Source organism: Pedococcus aerophilus, from assembly GCF_039532215.1.
GTDB lineage: Bacteria > Actinomycetota > Actinomycetes > Actinomycetales > Dermatophilaceae > Pedococcus > Pedococcus aerophilus.
In genome coordinates, this window is sequence record NZ_BAAARN010000003.1 from 324,062 (window position 1) to 341,609 (window position 17,548).

At 72.9% G+C, this 17,548-nt stretch carries 14 protein-coding genes and 1 riboswitch; of the genes, 2 read left to right on the forward strand and 12 right to left on the reverse strand.

The features are described 5' to 3' along the window. Window positions 1–41 precede the first annotated feature (41 nt). Window positions 42–2,312, reverse strand: coding sequence for an ATP-binding cassette domain-containing protein (locus ABD286_RS13655; RefSeq protein ID WP_344194373.1), 2,271 nt, complete (start codon window positions 2,310–2,312; stop codon window positions 42–44). Window positions 2,313–2,325: 13 nt separating this feature from the next. Further along, a complete protein-coding gene (locus ABD286_RS13660; RefSeq protein WP_344194375.1) occupies window positions 2,326–3,039 on the reverse strand; it encodes an ECF transporter S component in 714 nt (237 codons plus the stop codon). Between the two features lie 99 nt (window positions 3,040–3,138). After that, window positions 3,139–3,241: riboswitch (TPP riboswitch) on the reverse strand. A gap of 82 nt (window positions 3,242–3,323) precedes the next feature. Here ABD286_RS13660 and ABD286_RS13665 point away from each other — a divergent pair. Next, window positions 3,324–3,602, forward strand: a complete 279-nt coding sequence (locus tag ABD286_RS13665) for a DUF4235 domain-containing protein (RefSeq protein WP_344194377.1) — start codon at window positions 3,324–3,326, stop codon at window positions 3,600–3,602. On the opposite strand, the gene ABD286_RS13670 is transcribed toward ABD286_RS13665, so the two are convergent. From ABD286_RS13670 to ABD286_RS13690, 5 genes are all read right to left on the reverse strand, one after another. Continuing rightward, window positions 3,599–3,994, reverse strand: a complete 396-nt coding sequence (locus ABD286_RS13670; RefSeq protein WP_344194379.1) for an ankyrin repeat domain-containing protein — start codon at window positions 3,992–3,994, stop codon at window positions 3,599–3,601. The two genes, ABD286_RS13665 and ABD286_RS13670, sit on opposite strands and share 4 nt — an antisense overlap. Further along, entirely contained in the window at window positions 3,991–5,187 is a 1,197-nt protein-coding gene (hutI, locus tag ABD286_RS13675) for an imidazolonepropionase (RefSeq protein WP_344194381.1), read from the reverse strand. Before hutI ends, ABD286_RS13670 begins: the two co-directional genes overlap by 4 nt. After that, complete coding sequence (locus tag ABD286_RS13680) at window positions 5,184–6,509, reverse strand: formimidoylglutamate deiminase (RefSeq protein WP_344194383.1); 1,326 nt, start codon at window positions 6,507–6,509, stop codon at window positions 5,184–5,186. Before ABD286_RS13680 ends, hutI begins: the two co-directional genes overlap by 4 nt. Beyond that, window positions 6,506–7,720 carry an allantoate amidohydrolase gene (locus ABD286_RS13685; protein WP_344194739.1) on the reverse strand — a complete coding sequence of 405 codons (1,215 nt, stop codon included), beginning with the start codon at window positions 7,718–7,720 and terminating at the stop codon, window positions 6,506–6,508. Before ABD286_RS13685 ends, ABD286_RS13680 begins: the two co-directional genes overlap by 4 nt. A gap of 171 nt (window positions 7,721–7,891) precedes the next feature. Beyond that, window positions 7,892–8,284, reverse strand: coding sequence for a DUF2237 family protein (locus ABD286_RS13690; protein WP_344194385.1), 393 nt, complete (start codon window positions 8,282–8,284; stop codon window positions 7,892–7,894). 80 nt (window positions 8,285–8,364) lie between these two features. Between ABD286_RS13690 and ABD286_RS13695 the strand changes: the two genes are divergently transcribed. Then, a complete protein-coding gene (locus ABD286_RS13695) occupies window positions 8,365–8,838 on the forward strand; it encodes an aminoacyl-tRNA deacylase (protein ID WP_344194387.1) in 474 nt (157 codons plus the stop codon). A gap of 49 nt (window positions 8,839–8,887) precedes the next feature. Here the strand turns inward: ABD286_RS13695 and ABD286_RS13700 are convergent, their stop codons facing one another. The 5 genes from ABD286_RS13700 to hutH form a co-directional block, all read right to left on the reverse strand. Continuing rightward, window positions 8,888–9,925: a metallophosphoesterase gene (locus ABD286_RS13700; protein WP_344194389.1), complete on the reverse strand. Its 1,038-nt coding sequence runs from the start codon at window positions 9,923–9,925 to the stop codon at window positions 8,888–8,890. A gap of 76 nt (window positions 9,926–10,001) precedes the next feature. Continuing rightward, complete coding sequence (locus ABD286_RS13705; protein ID WP_344194391.1) at window positions 10,002–11,489, reverse strand: metallophosphoesterase; 1,488 nt, start codon at window positions 11,487–11,489, stop codon at window positions 10,002–10,004. A 249-nt stretch (window positions 11,490–11,738) separates the two neighbouring features. Next, window positions 11,739–13,994: a right-handed parallel beta-helix repeat-containing protein gene (locus tag ABD286_RS13710; RefSeq protein WP_344194393.1), complete on the reverse strand. Its 2,256-nt coding sequence runs from the start codon at window positions 13,992–13,994 to the stop codon at window positions 11,739–11,741. A gap of 229 nt (window positions 13,995–14,223) precedes the next feature. Continuing rightward, entirely contained in the window at window positions 14,224–15,882 is a 1,659-nt protein-coding gene (hutU, locus tag ABD286_RS13715; protein ID WP_344194395.1) for a urocanate hydratase, read from the reverse strand. Between the two features lie 28 nt (window positions 15,883–15,910). Next, on the reverse strand, window positions 15,911–17,494 hold the full coding sequence (hutH, locus tag ABD286_RS13720) for a histidine ammonia-lyase (RefSeq protein ID WP_344194397.1): 1,584 nt from the start codon (window positions 17,492–17,494) through the stop codon (window positions 15,911–15,913). Window positions 17,495–17,548: the final 54 nt, after the last annotated feature.

Sequence of the window (17,548 nt, forward strand, 5' to 3'; positions counted from 1 at the left end):
GACGACACTTCGTGGCCCGCCGGCCACGAAGTGTCGCGTGGCTAGGTCGCGAGGACCGCGACGGCGACCGGGAGCAGGGACAGCAGGAGCACGAGGGAGTCGGCGAGCCGCCACGGCGCGGGCTGGGCCCAGGTGCGACGCGAGGCCGTCGCGAAGCCGCGCGAGTCCATCGCCACGGCGAGCGCTGCGGCCGCCTGGAGCGAGCGCACCAGCATGCCGAGCGTGAGCGCCCAGACCTCGCCGAGCACCGACCTCGGGGACCGTGCCGTCGCGGCGATCCCGCGCACCCGTCGGGCCCGGGCGATCTCGGCCCAGACGTCGCCGAACGTGTGGACCCGCTGGAGGGCCGCGGCCAGGGCCACGACCGGCCGGGCCGGCAGGCGCAGCTGCTGGGCGAGGTGGTCGCCGAGGGCATCGGCGTCGACGTGCTGGATGAGCACGGCCGACGGCAGCACGATGATGAGGACCCGCAGCCCGGCCGTGGCGACCACGTCGAGGTCACGGGTGCCGAGCAGCCAGGTCGACCAGGCCACCGACACCGCCCCAATGAGGCCCGGCACCAGGCGCAACGCGACGCCCCGGGTCCGGCCCGCCGGACTGACGCCGCGACCCGGCGCGGACAGGGCCAGGACCGCGAGCACGAGCTGGGTGGCGAGGACTGCGAGGCTGGTGCGCCAGTGCGGTGCGGCCACCCCGGCCGGTATGGCGAGCATCGAGGCGCCGAGGAGCGCGAGCGGGCCCGCTCGGGAGACCAGCGGTCGTCGGGGGGCCGGTGGGGTGGGCGGCTGGACGGGGCGTTCGATCGTCGTGACGCGGTCCGCTCGGGCCACGACCCCGTCGTCGTGGGTCGTGACCACGACGGCCGAGCCCGCGTCGCGCAGCGCCTCGAGGATGCCGGTCACCGCGGCCCACGTGTGCCGGTCCTGGCCGACCGTGGCCTCGTCGGCGAGCAGGACCGCCGGCTGGTGGGCGACGGCCGAGGCCATCGCGAGGCGGCGTTGCTCACCCCCGGACAGGTGCCGTGGGTCGGCCTGTTCGAGGTGGTCGAGCCGTAGGACGGCGAGCAGCGTTCGGCACCGGGCCAGGGCCTCGGACTCCACCAGTCCCAGGGCGCGCGACGTCGTCATCACCTCATCGAGCACGGTCGACGCGACGAGGGTCGAGCTCGCCCACTGCGGCACCCAGGCCAGGGTGCGCGCGACGTCGAGGGTCGACCAGTCGCGTGGGTCGCGGCGGCCGTCGACGGCGAGGTCGGGGTGGACCCGGACCTCGCCGCCCTTGCGGTCGACCAGGCCGGCGAGCGCGAGCACCAGAGTGGACTTGCCCGCGCCGGAGGGCCCCACGAGCGCGTGCGACTCGGCGGCGCGCAGCTGGAGCCACTGACCGTCGACGGCCACGCTGGTGCGGGTCGACCCGTCCAGCCGTCGCACCGAACGCTCGACCCGCAGGTCGACGGCGTCGAGCGCCACGACGTGGGCACCGAGCCGTCCCGACGCGAACGTCCCTGCCGGGACGGGTCGGGGGTCGGGGTCCGGGACACCCGGCACCCAGATCCCCTGTGCGGCGAGGGACTCGCTCCGCTCCGCCAGGACCTGACGGGGGTCGCCGTCGGCGACGACCCGGCCACCGTCGTCGAGGACGACGAGCCGGTCGGCGAAGTCCACCCACGGCCCGAGCCGGTGCTCGACGACGACGGTGGTCAGGTGGCGTGACGCGGTGACGTCGGCGACGACGTCCCGGACGGAGGCGGCGTTGTCCGGGTCGAGCATCGCGGTGGGTTCGTCCAGGAGCAAGAGGCTCGGCTCGAGCGCCAGCGCCCCGGCGAGCGCGAGCCGCTGCTGCTCGCCCCCGGACAGGGCGTGCGTCGGGGTGTCCTGCGGCATGGTCAGGTGGACCGCAGCCAGCGCGACGGCGACGCGCGCGGGCATGGCCGCGCGCGGCATACCGGTGTTCTCCAGGCCGAAGGCGACGTCGCGCCCGATCGTCGCGGACACCACCCCTGCCCCCGGCTCCTGGAGGACCAGGCCGACCGCACCGGCGCGGGCGCCCGGCTCGGCACCGTCGAGGTCGACCGAACCGGATCGTTCCCCGGAGTCGGCGACCTCGAGCACCCCCGCGAGCGCACGCAGCAGGGTGGACTTGCCGGAGCCGCTGGGGCCCACGAGCAGCACCCGCTGCCCGGCGGGGACGACCAGGTCGATGCCGCGCAGGACGGGCTCACGGCGACCGTAGGGGCGCCAGGTGAGGTCGTGGACCTCGACGCGTCCGGGGTGTCCCCCGGCGACGGCGGGACCGTCGCCGGGGGTCAGCACCGGGCCGACGACGTCAGACAGCGTGGGACTCCCTGGCTTCCTGGCCGGCCGGGAAGGCCCCGAGCGCGCCGGCCCTCGCGAGCGCCCGGGTGAGCAACCAGCCGAGTCCACCGGCGATGACGGCACCGGCGGCCGTGAAGATGACGAGGTAGACGACCTTGTAGTCCATCGCCCAGTCAGTCCAGTAGACCTGCCACTCGTAGAGCGCCTCGAGCGGGGCGCTGAGGGCACCGGCGAGCATGGCGGCGCCGAGGCCGAAGGCGCCGTAGCCGAGCAGGAGGAAGGCGATCTCGGCGCCGAGGCCCTGGAGGATGCCCGAGATCAGCACGGTCGCTCCCCACTGCGTGCCGGGGAGCATGGAGACGAGCGCCGCGATGACCTCGCAGAGCAGAGCTGCGCCGGGGCGCCGCACGACGAGGCCACCGACCACGCCGGCGATGAGCCAGGGGGCGGCGGTGATGCCCTGGAGCGGGGGGAACGCCTTGGTCAGGGCCTCGGCGGGCACGCCGTAGGCGAGGCCCCAGCCCCAGTAGGCGATGCCGAACGCGGCGCCGAGGAAGGCGACGGTCAGCAGGTCGACCGTTCGCCACCCCATGAGGGAGCCGCTCGCGCGGATGCTGCCTCCTCGACCGCGCGGGGACGGGCTGGAGCTGGTGGTGGTCTGCGTGGTGCTGTTCTTGGTGGTGCTGCTCTCGGCCGAGCCGGCCGGGGTGTTGGTGGTGCTCATGGTGGTGCCTCCCGAGGATCCGTTGGATTCCGAGGGGGTTGCCCCTGCCGACCGGACGCACCCACGGGCACGAGGCTCGACGGCTGCGACGGTCGACAGGTGCGTGAGAACTCGACTCCCTACGCCGGTGCGAACCGGATCAGGTGTGAGGGTCTGCGGTGGGCCGCACTCTCAGCGCTTGCGCGCTCCCCTGTCGTGACGTCTGCAGGCTACTCCACCCTGTGCAAGGCTGGACAGGACGATGGCGCAGAGATCTGCGACCTGCACGACGACTGGAGGACGACATGGGCCCGATGGTGTGGAGAATTCTGGGATCGGGATCTGCGGTCCTTGCCGGGGTCGTGGCGAACAAGCTCGTCACGACGATCTGGAAGAAGGCCGGCAAGGACTCGACGCTGGACCCGCGCGATCCGCGCACGCCGTGGAAGGACGCGGTGGCGTTCGCTGCGCTCACCGGCCTGGCTGCCGGCGCCGCGAAGGTCGCGATGACCCGCAAGGCCGCCCAGTACTACGAGAAGTCCTCCGGTCACCTGCCGCAGGCCATGCAGGAGGGCGACGCCTAGGGCTGCTCGGGCGGCAGCAGGTCGGTGCGGCCGAACATCTCGGCGGTCGCCCGCGCGCTGGGCGTTCCCAGCTCGGGGTCGGCGCCGTGCTGCAGCAGCGCCCTCACCACGTCGTCCTCGCCCTTGAAGACGGCCCCGGCCAGGGGCGTCTGACCGCGGTCGTTGGTGCGGTCGACCTCGGCGCCGGCAGCAGCCAGGCCGAGGACCGCGTCGGCGTGCCCGTGGTAGGCGGCGAGCATGAGGAGCGTGTTGCCACTGGCGTCCGTGAGGTCGACCGGCACCCCTGCCGCGACGTAGGCGAGCAACCTCGGCGTGTCACCGTGGCGCGCGAAGTCGAAGCAGGCGTGCGCCACCTCGACCAGCTCGGGGGCTGGGGTGGTCGGCTCGGTCATGAGGGTCCTCCGGACGGTGCGGCGAGGTCGAGCGCCCGGGCGATGGGCACGCCTGCACGGTAGGACAGGTGGACGTGCGACGGCGCGTCGAGGACGGTGAGGTCCGCCCGGGACCCGACCCGGATCTGCCCGATGTCGCTGCGGCGCAACGACTTCGCGGAGCCGGCCGTCGCGGCATACACGGCCTCGCCGGGCGTGAGGCCCATCTCGCGGACGGCGAGCGCGACGACGAACGGCATCGACGACGAGTAGCAGGTGCCGGGGTTGCAGTCGGTGGCCAGCGCGATGTCGACGCCGGCGCGCAGCAGCCCCGCGGCGTCGGGGTAGGGCGAGCGGGTCGAGAACTCCACCCCGGGCAGCAGGGTCGCCACCGTGGTGCCGGCGGCGTCGGCGAGGGCGGTGACGTCGTCGTCGGACAGGTAGGTGCAGTGGTCGACGCTCGCGGCGCCGAGCTCGACGGCGAGCTGGACCCCCGGGCCGTGGCCGAGCTGGTTGCCGTGGACGCGCAGGCCCAGACCTGCGTCGCGCCCGGCGACGAGGACGGCGCGCGCCTCGTCGGCAGTGAACGCGTGCGCCGAGTGGGGTTCGCAGAAGACGTCCACCCACCGCGCGTGCGGTGCCGCGGCAGCGAGCATCCGCCCGGTCACGAGATCCAGGTATGCAGCGCGGTCGGCTGCGTGCTCGGCCGGCACCACGTGCGCCCCGAGGAAGGTGGTCTCCGTGGTGAATTCGGCAGCGATGCGCAGCGACCGCACCTCGTCCTCGACCGTCAGTCCGTAGCCGCTCTTGACCTCCACGGTCGTCGTGCCCTGGGCCCGCATCTCGGCGAACCGGGCAGCCACCAGGGACCGCAGCTCGTCGTCGCTGGCGGCGCGGGTGGCCGCCACCGAGACACCGATGCCCCCACCGTCGTAGGGAGTGCCCGCCATCCGCGCGGCGAACTCGTCACCGCGGTCGCCGGCGAAGACGAGGTGGGCGTGCGAGTCGACGAAGCCCGGCAGCACCGCCCGGCCCCCGACATCGACCCGACGGTCAGCAGCCGGGGCGTCAGCCGAAGGCCCCACCCACGCGACCAGCCCGTCCTGCACGACCACGGCCGCGTCGTGACGAAGTCCGAGGCGGTCGCCGACCGGCCCGTCGTTGCCGTCGCACGTGACGAGCTCGCCGATCCCGGTCACGACGGTGCTGCTCACCGGTGCTCCCTGACGTCGGCGAGCGAGGTCGTCAGCAGGTCGGCGACGTCGCCGAGCTCGTGCCGGCCGTCGCGCACGATGGTGCGACCACCGACGACCACGAGGTCGACGTCGGATCGCGTTGCGCTGTAGAGGATCTGGCCTGCCTTGGACCCGACGGTGTTGACGGTGTCGGTGCGGACGAGGACGAAGTCGGCGACCTGCCCCTCGGCGATCTCGCCGATGTCGTGCCACCCGAGGCTGCGGTAGCCGTCGACGCTCGCCGCCCGCATCAGGTCGTCGCCGGTGAAACGACCCCGTTCGTTGCTCGTCAGGCGCTCGTGCATCTCGAGTCCCCGCACCTCCTCGAACGGGTCGATGACGGCGTGCTGGTCGGAGCCGAGGGACAGTCGGGCCCCGGCCTCGGCCAGCGCCCGCGCCGGACCGATGCCGTCGGCCAGGTCGCGCTCGGTGGTCGGGCAGAAGCAGGCGGTCGCGCGCTCGTGCCCCAACGAGGCGACGTCCTCGTCGGTGAGGTGGGTGGCGTGCACCGCGGTGAACCGCTCGTTGACCAGGCCCGCCTCGGCGAGCATCGCCGTCGGGGTGGCGCCGTAGAACATCTGGGTCGCGAGGTTCTCGGCCGGCTGCTCGCTCACGTGGGCGTGCACGATGCGGCCCCGGGTCACCTGGGCCATGGGTTCGAGCTGGTCACGGGGGATGGCCCGCACCGAGTGGACGGCCGCACCGATGCGCGTCGTCAGGCCCGGCTCGAGGGCGGCCACGCGGGCCGCCCAGGCGTCGACGTCACCGTCGGAGAACCGCACCTGCACGTCGTCCAGCGGGAGGTGGCCGTCGCCGGTCAGGCCGCCCGCGAGGTAGCAGGTGTCGAGCAGGGTCAACCGGATCCCGACCTCCTGCGCCGCGGCGATGAGCGACAGTCCCATCGCGTTCGGGTCGGCGTACCGCGTCCCGCCGGGGGCGTGGTGCAGGTAGTGGAACTCCCCCACCGCGGTGATGCCCGCGAGCGCCATCTCCGCGAACACCGCTCGCGCCAGGGCGAAGTAGGTGTCGGGCGTGAGGTGCCGTGTCACGGCATACATCTGGTCGCGCCAGGTCCAGAAGTTGCCGCCGTCGACGTGCGTGCGGCCGCGCAGCGCGCGGTGGAAGGCATGGCTGTGGGCGTTGGCGAGCCCGGGCAGGACGACGCCGTGGAGGCGTTCGTCGCCGGGAGCCGGGCGGGCCTTGCGGTGGACGGCGACGAACCGCCCCTCCACCACCTCGAACCGCACGTCGGTCGCCAGTCCCGTGGGCAGCCAGGCGTGCTCGGCCCAGTACGTCGTCATGCCCCATCCCCTGCGTCTCCCGCAACGTCTCCCGCGAGGTCCTCCAGGACCGCCGTCAGGGCGGCGACGCCCTCGAGGCAGTCGGACAGCTCGGCGTGCTCCGCGGGCGAGTGCGAGACCCCGGTCGGGTTGCGCACGAACACCATCGCCGTGGGGACGCCGGCGTTCGCGAGGATGCCGGCATCGTGCCCCGCACCCGTGCCGAGGGCCGGTATGCCGCCGAGCCGGGTCGCGATCCGCGCGGACAGTTCGCCGTCGAAGGGGGTGGAGGGCGTCCAGGACTCCTCGGTCACGTGCCCACCGGCCTGCTCGACCATGCCGCTCACGTCGGCGACGGCACGACGCACCGCCCTGGGCTTCGCCCCACGCGCGTCCAGCCAGCCGGTGACCGCGCTCGGCACGGCGTTCACCCCGCCGGGGGTGACCGCCACCTTGCCGACGGTGGCGACGCAGCCGTGGGTGATGGCGGCCTCGCGGGCGGCCAGGACCGCACCGGCGAACCCCAGCATGGCGTCCTGCCGGTCCTCGAGGCGGGTGGTCCCGGCGTGGTTCGCCTCGCCGGGGAAGTCCAGGCGCCACCGGCCGTGCGGCCAGATGTCGGTGCCGACCGCGACGGCGTGGCCGAGGTCGATGAGCCCGCGCCCCTGCTCGACGTGCAGCTCGACGAAGGCCCCGATCCGCCCGACGGTCTTGTCGTCGCGACCGATCTGGTGCGGGTCCCGCCCGGCTGCGAGGAGGGCGTCGGCCATCGTCGTGCCGTCGGCGTCCGTGAGGCTGCGTGCCCGGCGGGCCGTCATCGCCCCCGTGATGACGCGTGAGCCGGCGCAGGCCACCCCGAACCGCGCACCCTCCTCGTCCACGAAGTTGACGATGCCGATGGGTCGGCGGGGGCTGAAACCGTTGTCCCGCAACGCATCGACCGCAGCGAACGCACTCACCACACCGAGGGGGCCGTCGAAGGCACCACCGTCCGGGACGCTGTCGAGGTGGGAGCCGGTGACCACACCCTTGTCGCCGTCACGGGTCGCCCGGTCGGGGTCACCCCACCACGCCCACTGGTTGCCCATCCGGTCCTCGGTGAGGTCGAGACCGCGACGGGCCGCCTCGCCGGCGAACCACTCGCGCAGGTCGTGGTCCTCACGCGTCCACGCGAAGCGTCGGTATCCCCCCGAGGAGGCGCTGCGCCCGACGGGCTGCAGGTCCGCCCACATCGACTCGAAGCTCACGCTGCCCTCTCGACTGGGGTGACCGGACGACTGGTCGGCGTCCGGGACGACCGAGGTGCCCGGGAGGGTCCCGGATCGACGACCTGACCATTCCACACCCGGGCGGCGCACGGGGACCCTCCCCCACACGGCTTTGTGTCTCGCATGGGAGACGCCCTACGGGTCGAGCGAGCTCAGGTCCGACGGCACGTCGACGGCGTGCTGCTGAAGGACCGTCAACGGCACCAGCGACAGGACCGAGTCGTGGGTGGAGGCGAGCACCACCGGCGCGGCGACCCCGTCACTGTAGGCACGGGCCCAGTTCAGCGCCGTGACGCACCACCGGTCCCCGGGCGCCAGGCCTGGGAAGCCGTACTCGGGCAGCGGGCTCGACAGGTCGTTGCCGATGCCGCGCTGGTGGTCGAGGAACTCTGCTGTCGCCACCGCGCAGATCGTGTGGCTGCCGAGGTCCTCGGGACCGGTGCGGCAGCAGCCGTCCCGGAAGAACCCGGTCATCGGCTCGGTCCCGCAGGGTTCGAGCTCGCCGCCGAGGACGTTGCGTTCGTTCACGGCCCCAGCATGCACCCCCTGCGGACGGACCGCTGGGCGCACCGCTGGGCCGTGGCCCGACCCACGCCTAGGCTGGCGCCATGACTGACGACGGCGCCGAGCGGGCGGCTGCGGCCCTGGCCGCCAGCGGGATCGACCACACGATCACCCGGCACGGACGGGTCGGTTCCCTCGAGGAGGCCGCAGCCGCCCGCGGTGTGCAGCCCGACGACATCATCAAGACGCTCGTGGTCCGTCGCGCCGAGGACGACTACCTGTTCGTCCTGGTCCCCGGCGGTCGCGAGATCTCCTGGCCCAAGCTGCGGGCGCTGCTCGGCGTCAACCGGATGTCGATGCCCGACGCGGCCACGGCCAAGGACGTCACCGGCTACGAGCGCGGGACCATCACCCCGTTCGGCTCGACGACCCCGTGGCCCGTCGTGGCCGACGCCACGGTGGCGGGCCGCCTGGTGTCGATCGGCGCCGGCGCCCACGGCGTGGCCGCGACGGCGCAGGCCGACGACCTCGTCCGCGTGCTCGGCGCCCAGGTCGCCGACGTCACCGAACCCGCCTGAGCCGAGCCCGTCCCAGCCGTACCTGACGGACCGGCACCGGACCCGCGGCTCACGGCCGGACGAACCGCATACCGGTGATCGTCGCGGAGTAGGGCAGGACCTGCTCGACGTCGCGCCGGCCCTCGGGCCGGGACCGGTCGTAGCTCGAGCGCACCTGCGTCCGGAGGGTGCCCGTGGCGGTGTCGACGGTGACGAGGCGGACCGGGTTGGTGTCGGGGGCGTGCATCGCCTGGAGGAACATCGCGACCGGGTGCCCGTCGGCCGCCGGCCTCGTCACGCTGACCGCCTGGCCGGTGTGGCCGCTCACCGTCATCACCACGTTGGGGAAGGTCCTGAGCGCCTCCCACAGCCGGGCCGGGTTGGTCGCGCCGTAGCCCCCGTTGGTCTGCGAGATCGAGCCGTCACCCTCGAGGAACATGTGCGTCAGCACGATGACGTTGTGCCGCGGGTGGGAGGCCACCACCCCCGTCGCCCACGTGACGACCTCGGTGCGGGGCCACAGCTCGAGGGCCAGGACGAGCCAGTCGACGCCCCCCGCGCGGAAGGTGCGGAAGCCGTTGTCGGACCTCCCCGGCTCGGCCAGGCCCTCGAAACCGAAGGAGGACGGCGGGTAGTAGGTGTTCCACAGGGTCGTGTCGCGGACGGTGACCGAGGTGTCGGCGCCGGGGCAGGCCGAGCCCCCTTCGCACACCGCGGCGGTGTCGTGGTTGCCCGGCGCCGCGACGAACGGCAGGCCGGCGGCCGCCAGTGCCCGGAACCGGGTGCTCATGGTGACCCACTGCTGGTGGTCGGGGGTGTCCCAGTCCTGGATGTCGCCGCTGTGCAGCACCCACTGGAGGTTGAGCTCCTCGCGGTGCGCGACCAGCCAGGCGTTGCGGGCGTCGGTGCGCGGGTCGTCGGCCCGGACCTCGGGCTGGGTGTCCGGCACGACCGCGAAGGTGAAGGTCGTCGCCGGCCCACTCGAGGGGGCCGGCTCCGTGGCGCCTCCCGTGCAGGCTCCCAGCGTGACGAGGGCGGCCGACACCACCGCGAGGACCGGCCGCATCCCGCGCCGCCCCGGCACCGCGCGCCCGTCCCGTCGCCCCATCGCCACCCCCGTGCGGTGAGCGTATGCCGCGGGGTGACCCCGCGGCATACGTCACCGGACGTAGGCCGTGCGGGCGTCAGCGGACCCAGCGCATCCCGGTGACGGTGGCGGTGTAGGGGTAGACGCGGATGACGTCCTGCTCACCCGCCGGCAGGGCACGGTCGAAGTTCGACCGCACCTCGGTCCGGATGCTGCCCGCCGCGGTGTCGACGGTGACGATGCGGACCGGGTTGGTCGTCGGCGCGTGCATGGCTTCGAGGAAGGTCGCGACCTTGTGCCCGTCCCTGGCCGTGAGCGAGGTGTTGGCGACCTGTCCGACGTGACCGGAGAAGGTCATCACCACGTTGGGGTAGTCGTCGAGGGCGGCCCAGAGCGTGGCGGGACTGTTGGCGCCGTACCCGCCGTTGCTCGTCGACACCTCGCCCGAGCCCTCCAGGAAGGAGTGGGTGAGCACGATGACGTTGTGGTCGGGGTGGGTGGCCACGACGTTCTTGGCCCAGTTGATCACCGAGGTCCGGGGCCAGAGCTCGAGGTTGAGCACCAGCCAGTCGACGCCACCGGCGGCGAAGGTGCGCCAGCCGTTCTCGGAGTGCCCCGCCTCGAAGACGCCCTGCAGGCCCATCCGCGACGGCGGGTAGTAGGCGTTCCACGTGCTGGTGTCGCGCACGGTCACGCTGGTGTCCGCACCCGGGCAGGCCGACCCACCGGGGCAGACCGCACCGGTGTCGTGGTTGCCGGCAGCGGCGACGAAGGGCAGGCCTGCCGCGGTCAGGGGCTCGAGGCGTTGGCTCATGGCGGCGAACTGCGCGTGGTCCGGCGTGTCCCAGTTGTGGACGTCGCCGGAGTGCAGCACCCACCTCAGGTCGAGGGCCTTCTTGTTGTCCACCAGCCAGGAGACCCGTGCGGGCATCCGCTGGTCGGTGGGGCCGACCTCGTTCTGGGTGTCGGGCATGACGGCGAAGGAGAAGGTCGTGTCGGTGCCCGCAGGCGGCGGCGGGGGCACCGGCGCCGGCTCGACCACCGGTGTCGAGGGCGCCGCGTGGAAGGTGGTGCCGGCCTGCGTCCAGCCCTGGGCCACGAGTGCCGCGACCTCGCCGGGGAGCGCGTACTGGTGGTGGCCACCCTTGGTGAGGGACGACACCGCGACGGTGCAGCCGGCGATGGCAGAACGCGAGGCGAAGAAGTTGACGCCCTGGTCGGCGTACCCGGCGGCCTCCGCCGACTCCTTGGCCGCGGACCCGGCGAACTGCCACTGGAAGTCACGGGTGTCGCGGTCGTACAGGCGGTGGACGGCGACGAGCTCGTCGGCCGGCCCGGTTGACGCCTTGAACGGCGTGCCCTCGATCTCCGTCCATCCGTAGCTCGCCGCGTTGTCGGCCTCCTGGGACCACGGCGTCAGCAGCGAGCTCCCGGTCGACGGGTTGACGACGTGCCACGTCGGGCGGTCGAGGTCGGCACAGGAGGCGGCTGCGTGGGCCGGGGCAGCAGACAGCCCGGCCCAGCAGATCGCAGCGACCACGCCGAGCGCGACCGTCCCGGACCTCGTCGTTCCAGGGTGTCTCATGGGGGGCTCCTCCGGTCATGACCCAGGTGCCGTGCGGTCGACCACGGGGGTTGGTGGAGACGCTGTCGGGCTGGGCGCGCAGCCACCGTTTGGGGCGGTATGGCTGCTCTCGGGGCAAGGTACCCACGGCTGTGGGAAGGGACAACCCTCAGGAGACGGGTATCTCGGACGGTCTTTCGCCGCCTTCAGCCGCCCGACGAGAGACCCGCCAGGGCCTCACCAGCGCCTCACCAGGCCTTCACCAGCCCTTCACCAGAGCCCCAGGCGGACACTTCCTGCCGGACGGCCGATGAGCGAGGCGACGTCCGACGGCAGTGGTTCGGCGGTCGTCGGGGCCAGGGCTGCGACGGCAGCAGTGGGGACGCCGGTGGCGCTGAGCACGGCGGCGCCGACCAGCTCGCGACCCCGCCGCTCCTGTCCCGTGGTCGACGACATCTGGGCGAGGCTCGTGAAGACGTACGGGTTCCCGGCGCCTCGCGACCACACCACGAGCCATGTGGGGGTGGCGGTGTCGCGGCGGTGGTAGACGTTGCCGTTGGCCGAGATCCCCATCTGCTCCGCAGAGCGCTGACCGCTGTAGTCCTCGACGCACAGGACGCAGTTGCTGCCGGTGGTGGGCTGCGACACGACGTTGTTGCGCACGACGACCGGGCCCAGGGTCCACGGCATGGCCGGGTCCGGGAAGGCCACTCGGGGGTCGACGGCCGGGTCGTTGGGGTTGGTGTTGCGGCGGCTGTCCTGGACGAGGTTCAACGGCCGACCGGCGCCGATGAACGAGTTGTTCCAGATCTTGACGTTGCTGGTGTTGTTGACCTTCATGCCCGCCAGGCCGTTGCGGGCGAACAGGCTGTCACCCACGACCACCTTCGCCGAGATCTCCAGGAACAGGCCGTCGCCGGTGTTGTCGGCGAAGTGCGACCCACGGACGACGGTGTCGTAGACCGACATGTCCTCCCAGAGGCCGGGGCCGTAGTTGCCCGAGAAGGTGCTGTCGCGCACGGTGACGCCGCGCGTCTGGCCGAGCTTGGCGCCGCCGGAGACCGGGGCGATGTTGAAGCGCTCGATGTTGTTGCGCACGGACTTGACCGCGGAGAACAGGATCCGGTCGGCGAAACGGGCGTGGATGCCCAGCATCCCGCTGCGCTCGATCGTGACGCGGTCCAGCACGGCGTCCTCGCGCAGCACCGAGACACCGGTGGTCGCGCTGTCGTTGACGACCACGTTCTCCAGGCGCACCTTGGGCGCCTCGACGGTGACGGCCCCCATGTGGAAGACCGACGGGGAGAACCGGCGGATGCCGATGCCGCGGACGACCGAGCCCGCACCGCGGATGCTCAGGGCCTTGATCTGGGTGCTGGCCTCGACCGTGTGGCCGGAGGGCTGGTTCCCGATGTACAGCCGCGAGGTCGCCTCGTCGAGGAAGAAGGTGCCGGCCGTGACCTGGCTGCGGTACTTCACCTGGCGCAGCGCCGTGCCGTCGACGAAGACCTGGTCGGGGTGGGCGGCCATCGGGTAGGTCTGCGGGTTGACGAACTGCCAGTACGGGGTCGTCGAGTCCGGTGCACCCTGCGTGTAGGTGGGGCTGTGGTCGAAGCGGGTCGTCCAGCCGTCGCGACGCCAGGCGGTGCCGTCCTGCACCCAGCCGTCGACGCGCTGCGACCCGTCGAGCCACACCGCCTGCCCGGGCGCGTTCTGGATCGTGACCGTCTTGCCCGAGATCGTCAGGGACTCGCGGTACGTGCCCCCAGCGACGACGACGGTGCCGCCCGAGGGTGCCAGGGCGATGGCACGCGCGATGGTGCGGACGGGCGCCGTCGCGGTCCCGGCGGCAGCGTCGTTGCCCGAGGTCGTGACGTGCACCGCGCCGCTGGGGACGGCATACGAGGCGGAGCCGACGGCCACGGACCCTGCCGCAGCGGCGCCACCGGTCGCGGGCGTCGGGGTCGTGGGCGTGGGCGTCGTCGGGGTCGGGGCGGTCGCGGCCATGGTGGGCACGTAGAACGCGGTCCCCTTGAGCGACCATCCCTGCGTCACGAGGGTGCTGCCGGCCGTGGCCAGCGCGAGGCGGGTGACGGCCCCCTTGCCGTAGACCTGCACGGGTTCGGTGCGGTCGGCCAGGTCGGTCGCCGAGGCGTAGAAGCTGGTGCCCTGGTCGGTGTAGCCGGCCGAGCGCAGGGTGGACAACTGCGTGGAGCCCTCCAGCGCCCAGGCGAAGTCCGAGGCCGAGGCCTTGAACAGGCGGTGCACCGGCGCCAGCCCGGCCACGGCCGTGGTCGAGGCCCGGAACGGCTTGCCCAGGTCGGTGGTGTAGCCGTAGGACGTCGCGGCCGTGGCCGCCTCGTCCGCCCACGGCGTGACGAGGCTGGCCCCCGTCGCCGGGGCGACCCGCTGGTACAGCGCGTCGTCCATGGCGGCCACGGGATCGACCGCTGCACCAGCCGGCGCGGTGGCCAGCGGGGCGGCGAGAAGGGCGAGGACCAGTGCGGGCAAGGTCGGGGTCAGCATGCGCCAAGAGGGCATGGGGCTCCTCGGTTCGAGACCGGAACGACTGATCGTGCGACACGAGCCCCTGCTGCGCGCGCACACCGAGCAGGGTCCCGACGGGGGGTCAGGGTGGTCGGTAGCTCCCCGCCCCGTGCCGAGTCCCCCGAGGGGGAACCACCACGCGACGAGGTCGCCGTACCCTAGCCCGCCCCGGTCCGGAGGCCAAACGGGAGAAATCGTGACGCGGGACTCACTCCTCGCGCATCGGGATGCGGACCCCCTGCTCGGCAGCGGTCCGCTCGGCGATGTCGTAGCCGGCGTCGACGTGCCGGATGACGCCCATCGCGGGGTCGTTCGTGAGCACGCGGGCCAGCTTCTGGGCGGCGAGGTCGGTGCCGTCCGCGAGCGAGACCTGGCCGGCGTGCAGCGAGCGCCCGATGCCGACGCCGCCACCGTGGTGGATGGAGACCCAGGACGCGCCCGACGAGGTGTTCACGAGGGCGTTGAGCAGCGGCCAGTCGGCGATCGCGTCGGAACCGTCGAGCATCGACTCGGTCTCCCGGTAGGGGCTGGCCACAGAGCCGGTGTCGAGGTGGTCGCGGCCGATGACGAGCGGGGCGCTGACCTCACCGGTGCGGACCAGCTCGTTGAACGCGAGGCCGGCCTTGTCGCGCTCGCCCTGGCCGAGCCAGCAGATGCGGGCGGGCAGGCCCTGGAACGCGATCCGGTCCTGGGCGCCGCGGATCCACTTGTGCAGGCGGTCATTGTCGGGGAACAGGTCGAGGACGGCCTTGTCGGTCGCCGCGATGTCCTTCGGGTCGCCCGAGAGCGCCGCCCAACGGAACGGGCCCTTGCCCTCGCAGAACAGCGGCCGGATGTAGGCCGGGACGAACCCGGGGAACTCAAAGGCGCGGTCGTAGCCACCCTGGCGGGCCTCGTCGCGGATGCTGTTGCCGTAGTCGAAGACCTCGGCCCCGGCGTCCTGGAACTCGACCATCGCCTGGACGTGCTTCGCCATCGACTCGCGCGCCCGGTCGGTGAACTCCTCTGGCTTCTTCTCCGCGTACTCGTGCCAGTCGCCGACCTCGATGCCCTCGGGCAGGTAGGACAACGGGTCGTGGGCCGAGGTCTGGTCGGTGACGATGTCGATCGGGACCCCACGGCGCAGCAGCTCGGGGAAGACCTCGGCGGCGTTGCCGACGACGCCGACCGACCAGGCGCGGCGCTCGTTCTTGGCTGCGACGGCCTTGTCGATCGCCTCGTCGAGCGATCCGGCGACCTCGTCGAGGTAGCGGTGCTCGACCCGACGGCGCAGGCGCGACTCGTCGACGTCGACGATGAGGCAGGCGCCCTCGTTCATCGTGACGGCCAGCGGCTGCGCGCCACCCATCCCACCGCAGCCGGCGGTCAGGGTCAGCGTCCCGGCGAGCGTGCCACCGAACTTCTTCTCCGCGATCGCGCCGAACGTCTCGTAGGTCCCCTGCACGATGCCCTGCGTGCCGATGTAGATCCACGAGCCGGCGGTCATCTGGCCGTACATCGTCAGCCCCAGGTGCTCGAGGCGGCGGAACTCCGGCCACGTCGCCCAGTCGCCGACGAGGTTGGAGTTGGCGATGAGGACGCGCGGCGCCCACTCGTGGGTCTGCATGACACCGACGGGACGACCGCTCTGCACGAGCATGGTCTCGTCCTGCTTCAGGGTCGACAGGGTCCGGACCATCGCGTCGAACGACTTCCAGTCACGCGCCGCGCGACCCGTCCCGCCGTACACGACGAGGTCGTCGGGACGCTCGGCGTTCTCGGGGTCGAGGTTGTTCATGAGCATGCGCAAGGGCGCCTCGGCGCCCCAGTGCGTGGCGTGGGTCAGCTGGGTGCCGCGTGGTGAGCGGACGGGACGGGCGCCTTCCATGTCGTTCTCCTTCTCGTATGCCGTGGGGTCAGGCGAGGGGGCCGGTGACGGCCTCGACCGCGGCCAGCGCCTCTCCGCTGGCGACGAGCTGGACCGCGGTCTCGATCTCGGGGGCGAGGAACCGGTCGGTCCCGGGCGCGGGAGCGCCCGCGGCGCGCAGGGCGGCGACGACAGCGGCGGTGGCCGGGGCCGGGGTCAGGGGCGCGCGCAGGTCGAGCGCCCGTGCCGCGGTGAGCAGCTCGACCGCGAGGACCCGGGTGAGGCCGTCGACCGAGCGACGAAGCTTGCGCGCCGCCGACCAGCCCATCGAGACGTGGTCCTCCTGCATGGCGCTGCTCGGGATCGAGTCGACCGACGCGGGGGCGGCGAGACGCTTCATCTCTGAGACGATCGCGGCCTGGGTGTACTGCGCGATCATGTGGCCGCTGTCGACGCCGGGGTCGTCAGCGAGGAACGCGTGCAGCCCGTGGTTGCGCGAGACGTCGAGGAAGCGGTCGGTCCGACGCTCGGAGATCGAGGCGAGGTCCGCCGCCACGATGGCGAGGAAGTCGAGCACGTAGGCGACCGGCGCCCCGTGGAAGTTGCCGTTCGACTCGACGCGGCCGTCCGGCGTGACGACGGGGTTGTCTACGGCCGAGGCCAGCTCGAACCCGGCGACGGTGGCAGCGTGCTCCACCGTGTCGCGGACGCCACCGGCGACCTGGGGCGAGCAGCGCAGGGAGTAGGCGTCCTGAACGCGGGTGCAGGCATCGGGGTCGCGGTGGCTGTCGCGGATCCCGCTGTCCTGCATGACCTTGCGCAGGTTGGCGGCCGAGAGCGCCTGGCCGCGCTGAGGGCGCAGGGCGTGCAGGTCGGCGGCGAACACGTCGTCGGTGCCGAGCTGACCCTCGACGCTCATCGCCGCGGTGACGTCGGCGACCTTGAGCAGCATCCGCAGGTCGGTGATGGCGAGGACGAGCATCCCCAACATGCCGTCGGTGCCGTTGATGAGGGCCAGGCCCTCCTTCTCCCGCAGCTCGACCGGGGTGATCCCGGCAGCGGCGAACGCCTCGGCCGTGGCCATCTTCTCTCCCGCGCCATCGCGGACGACGCCCTCACCCATCAGCGCCAGCGCGCAATGCGACAGCGGCGCGAGGTCGCCGGAGCAGCCGAGCGAGCCGTACTCGTGGACGACCGGGGTGATGCCGGCATTGAGCATCGCGACGTAGGTCGACAGCGTCTCCTCGCGGATGCCGGTGCGGCCGGTGGCGAGCGTCGAGATGCGCAGCAGCATCAGCGCCCGCACGACTTCCCGCTCGACCTCGGCGCCCGAGCCGGCGGCGTGGGAGCGGACGAGCGAGCGCTGGAGCTGGGCCCGCAGCTCGACAGGGATGTGGCGGGTGGCCAGGGCACCGAACCCCGTGGAGACGCCGTAGTGCGGTTGGGCGTCGTCGGCGAGCGCCTCGATGACGGCGCGGGTGCGCCGCACCTCCTCCAGCGACTGCGGCGAGATCTCGACGCGGGCGTCGTGCCGGGCGACGGCGACGACGTCCTCGAAGGACAGGGCGCCGATCCCGACGGTGACCGCGGCGACCGAGGTGTCGGCGCCGGAGGGAGGTGCGGTGGTGGTCATGGCTCCATCACAGCGGAGGTATGCCGCCCGCGGGACTCCCGCGGGCGGCATACC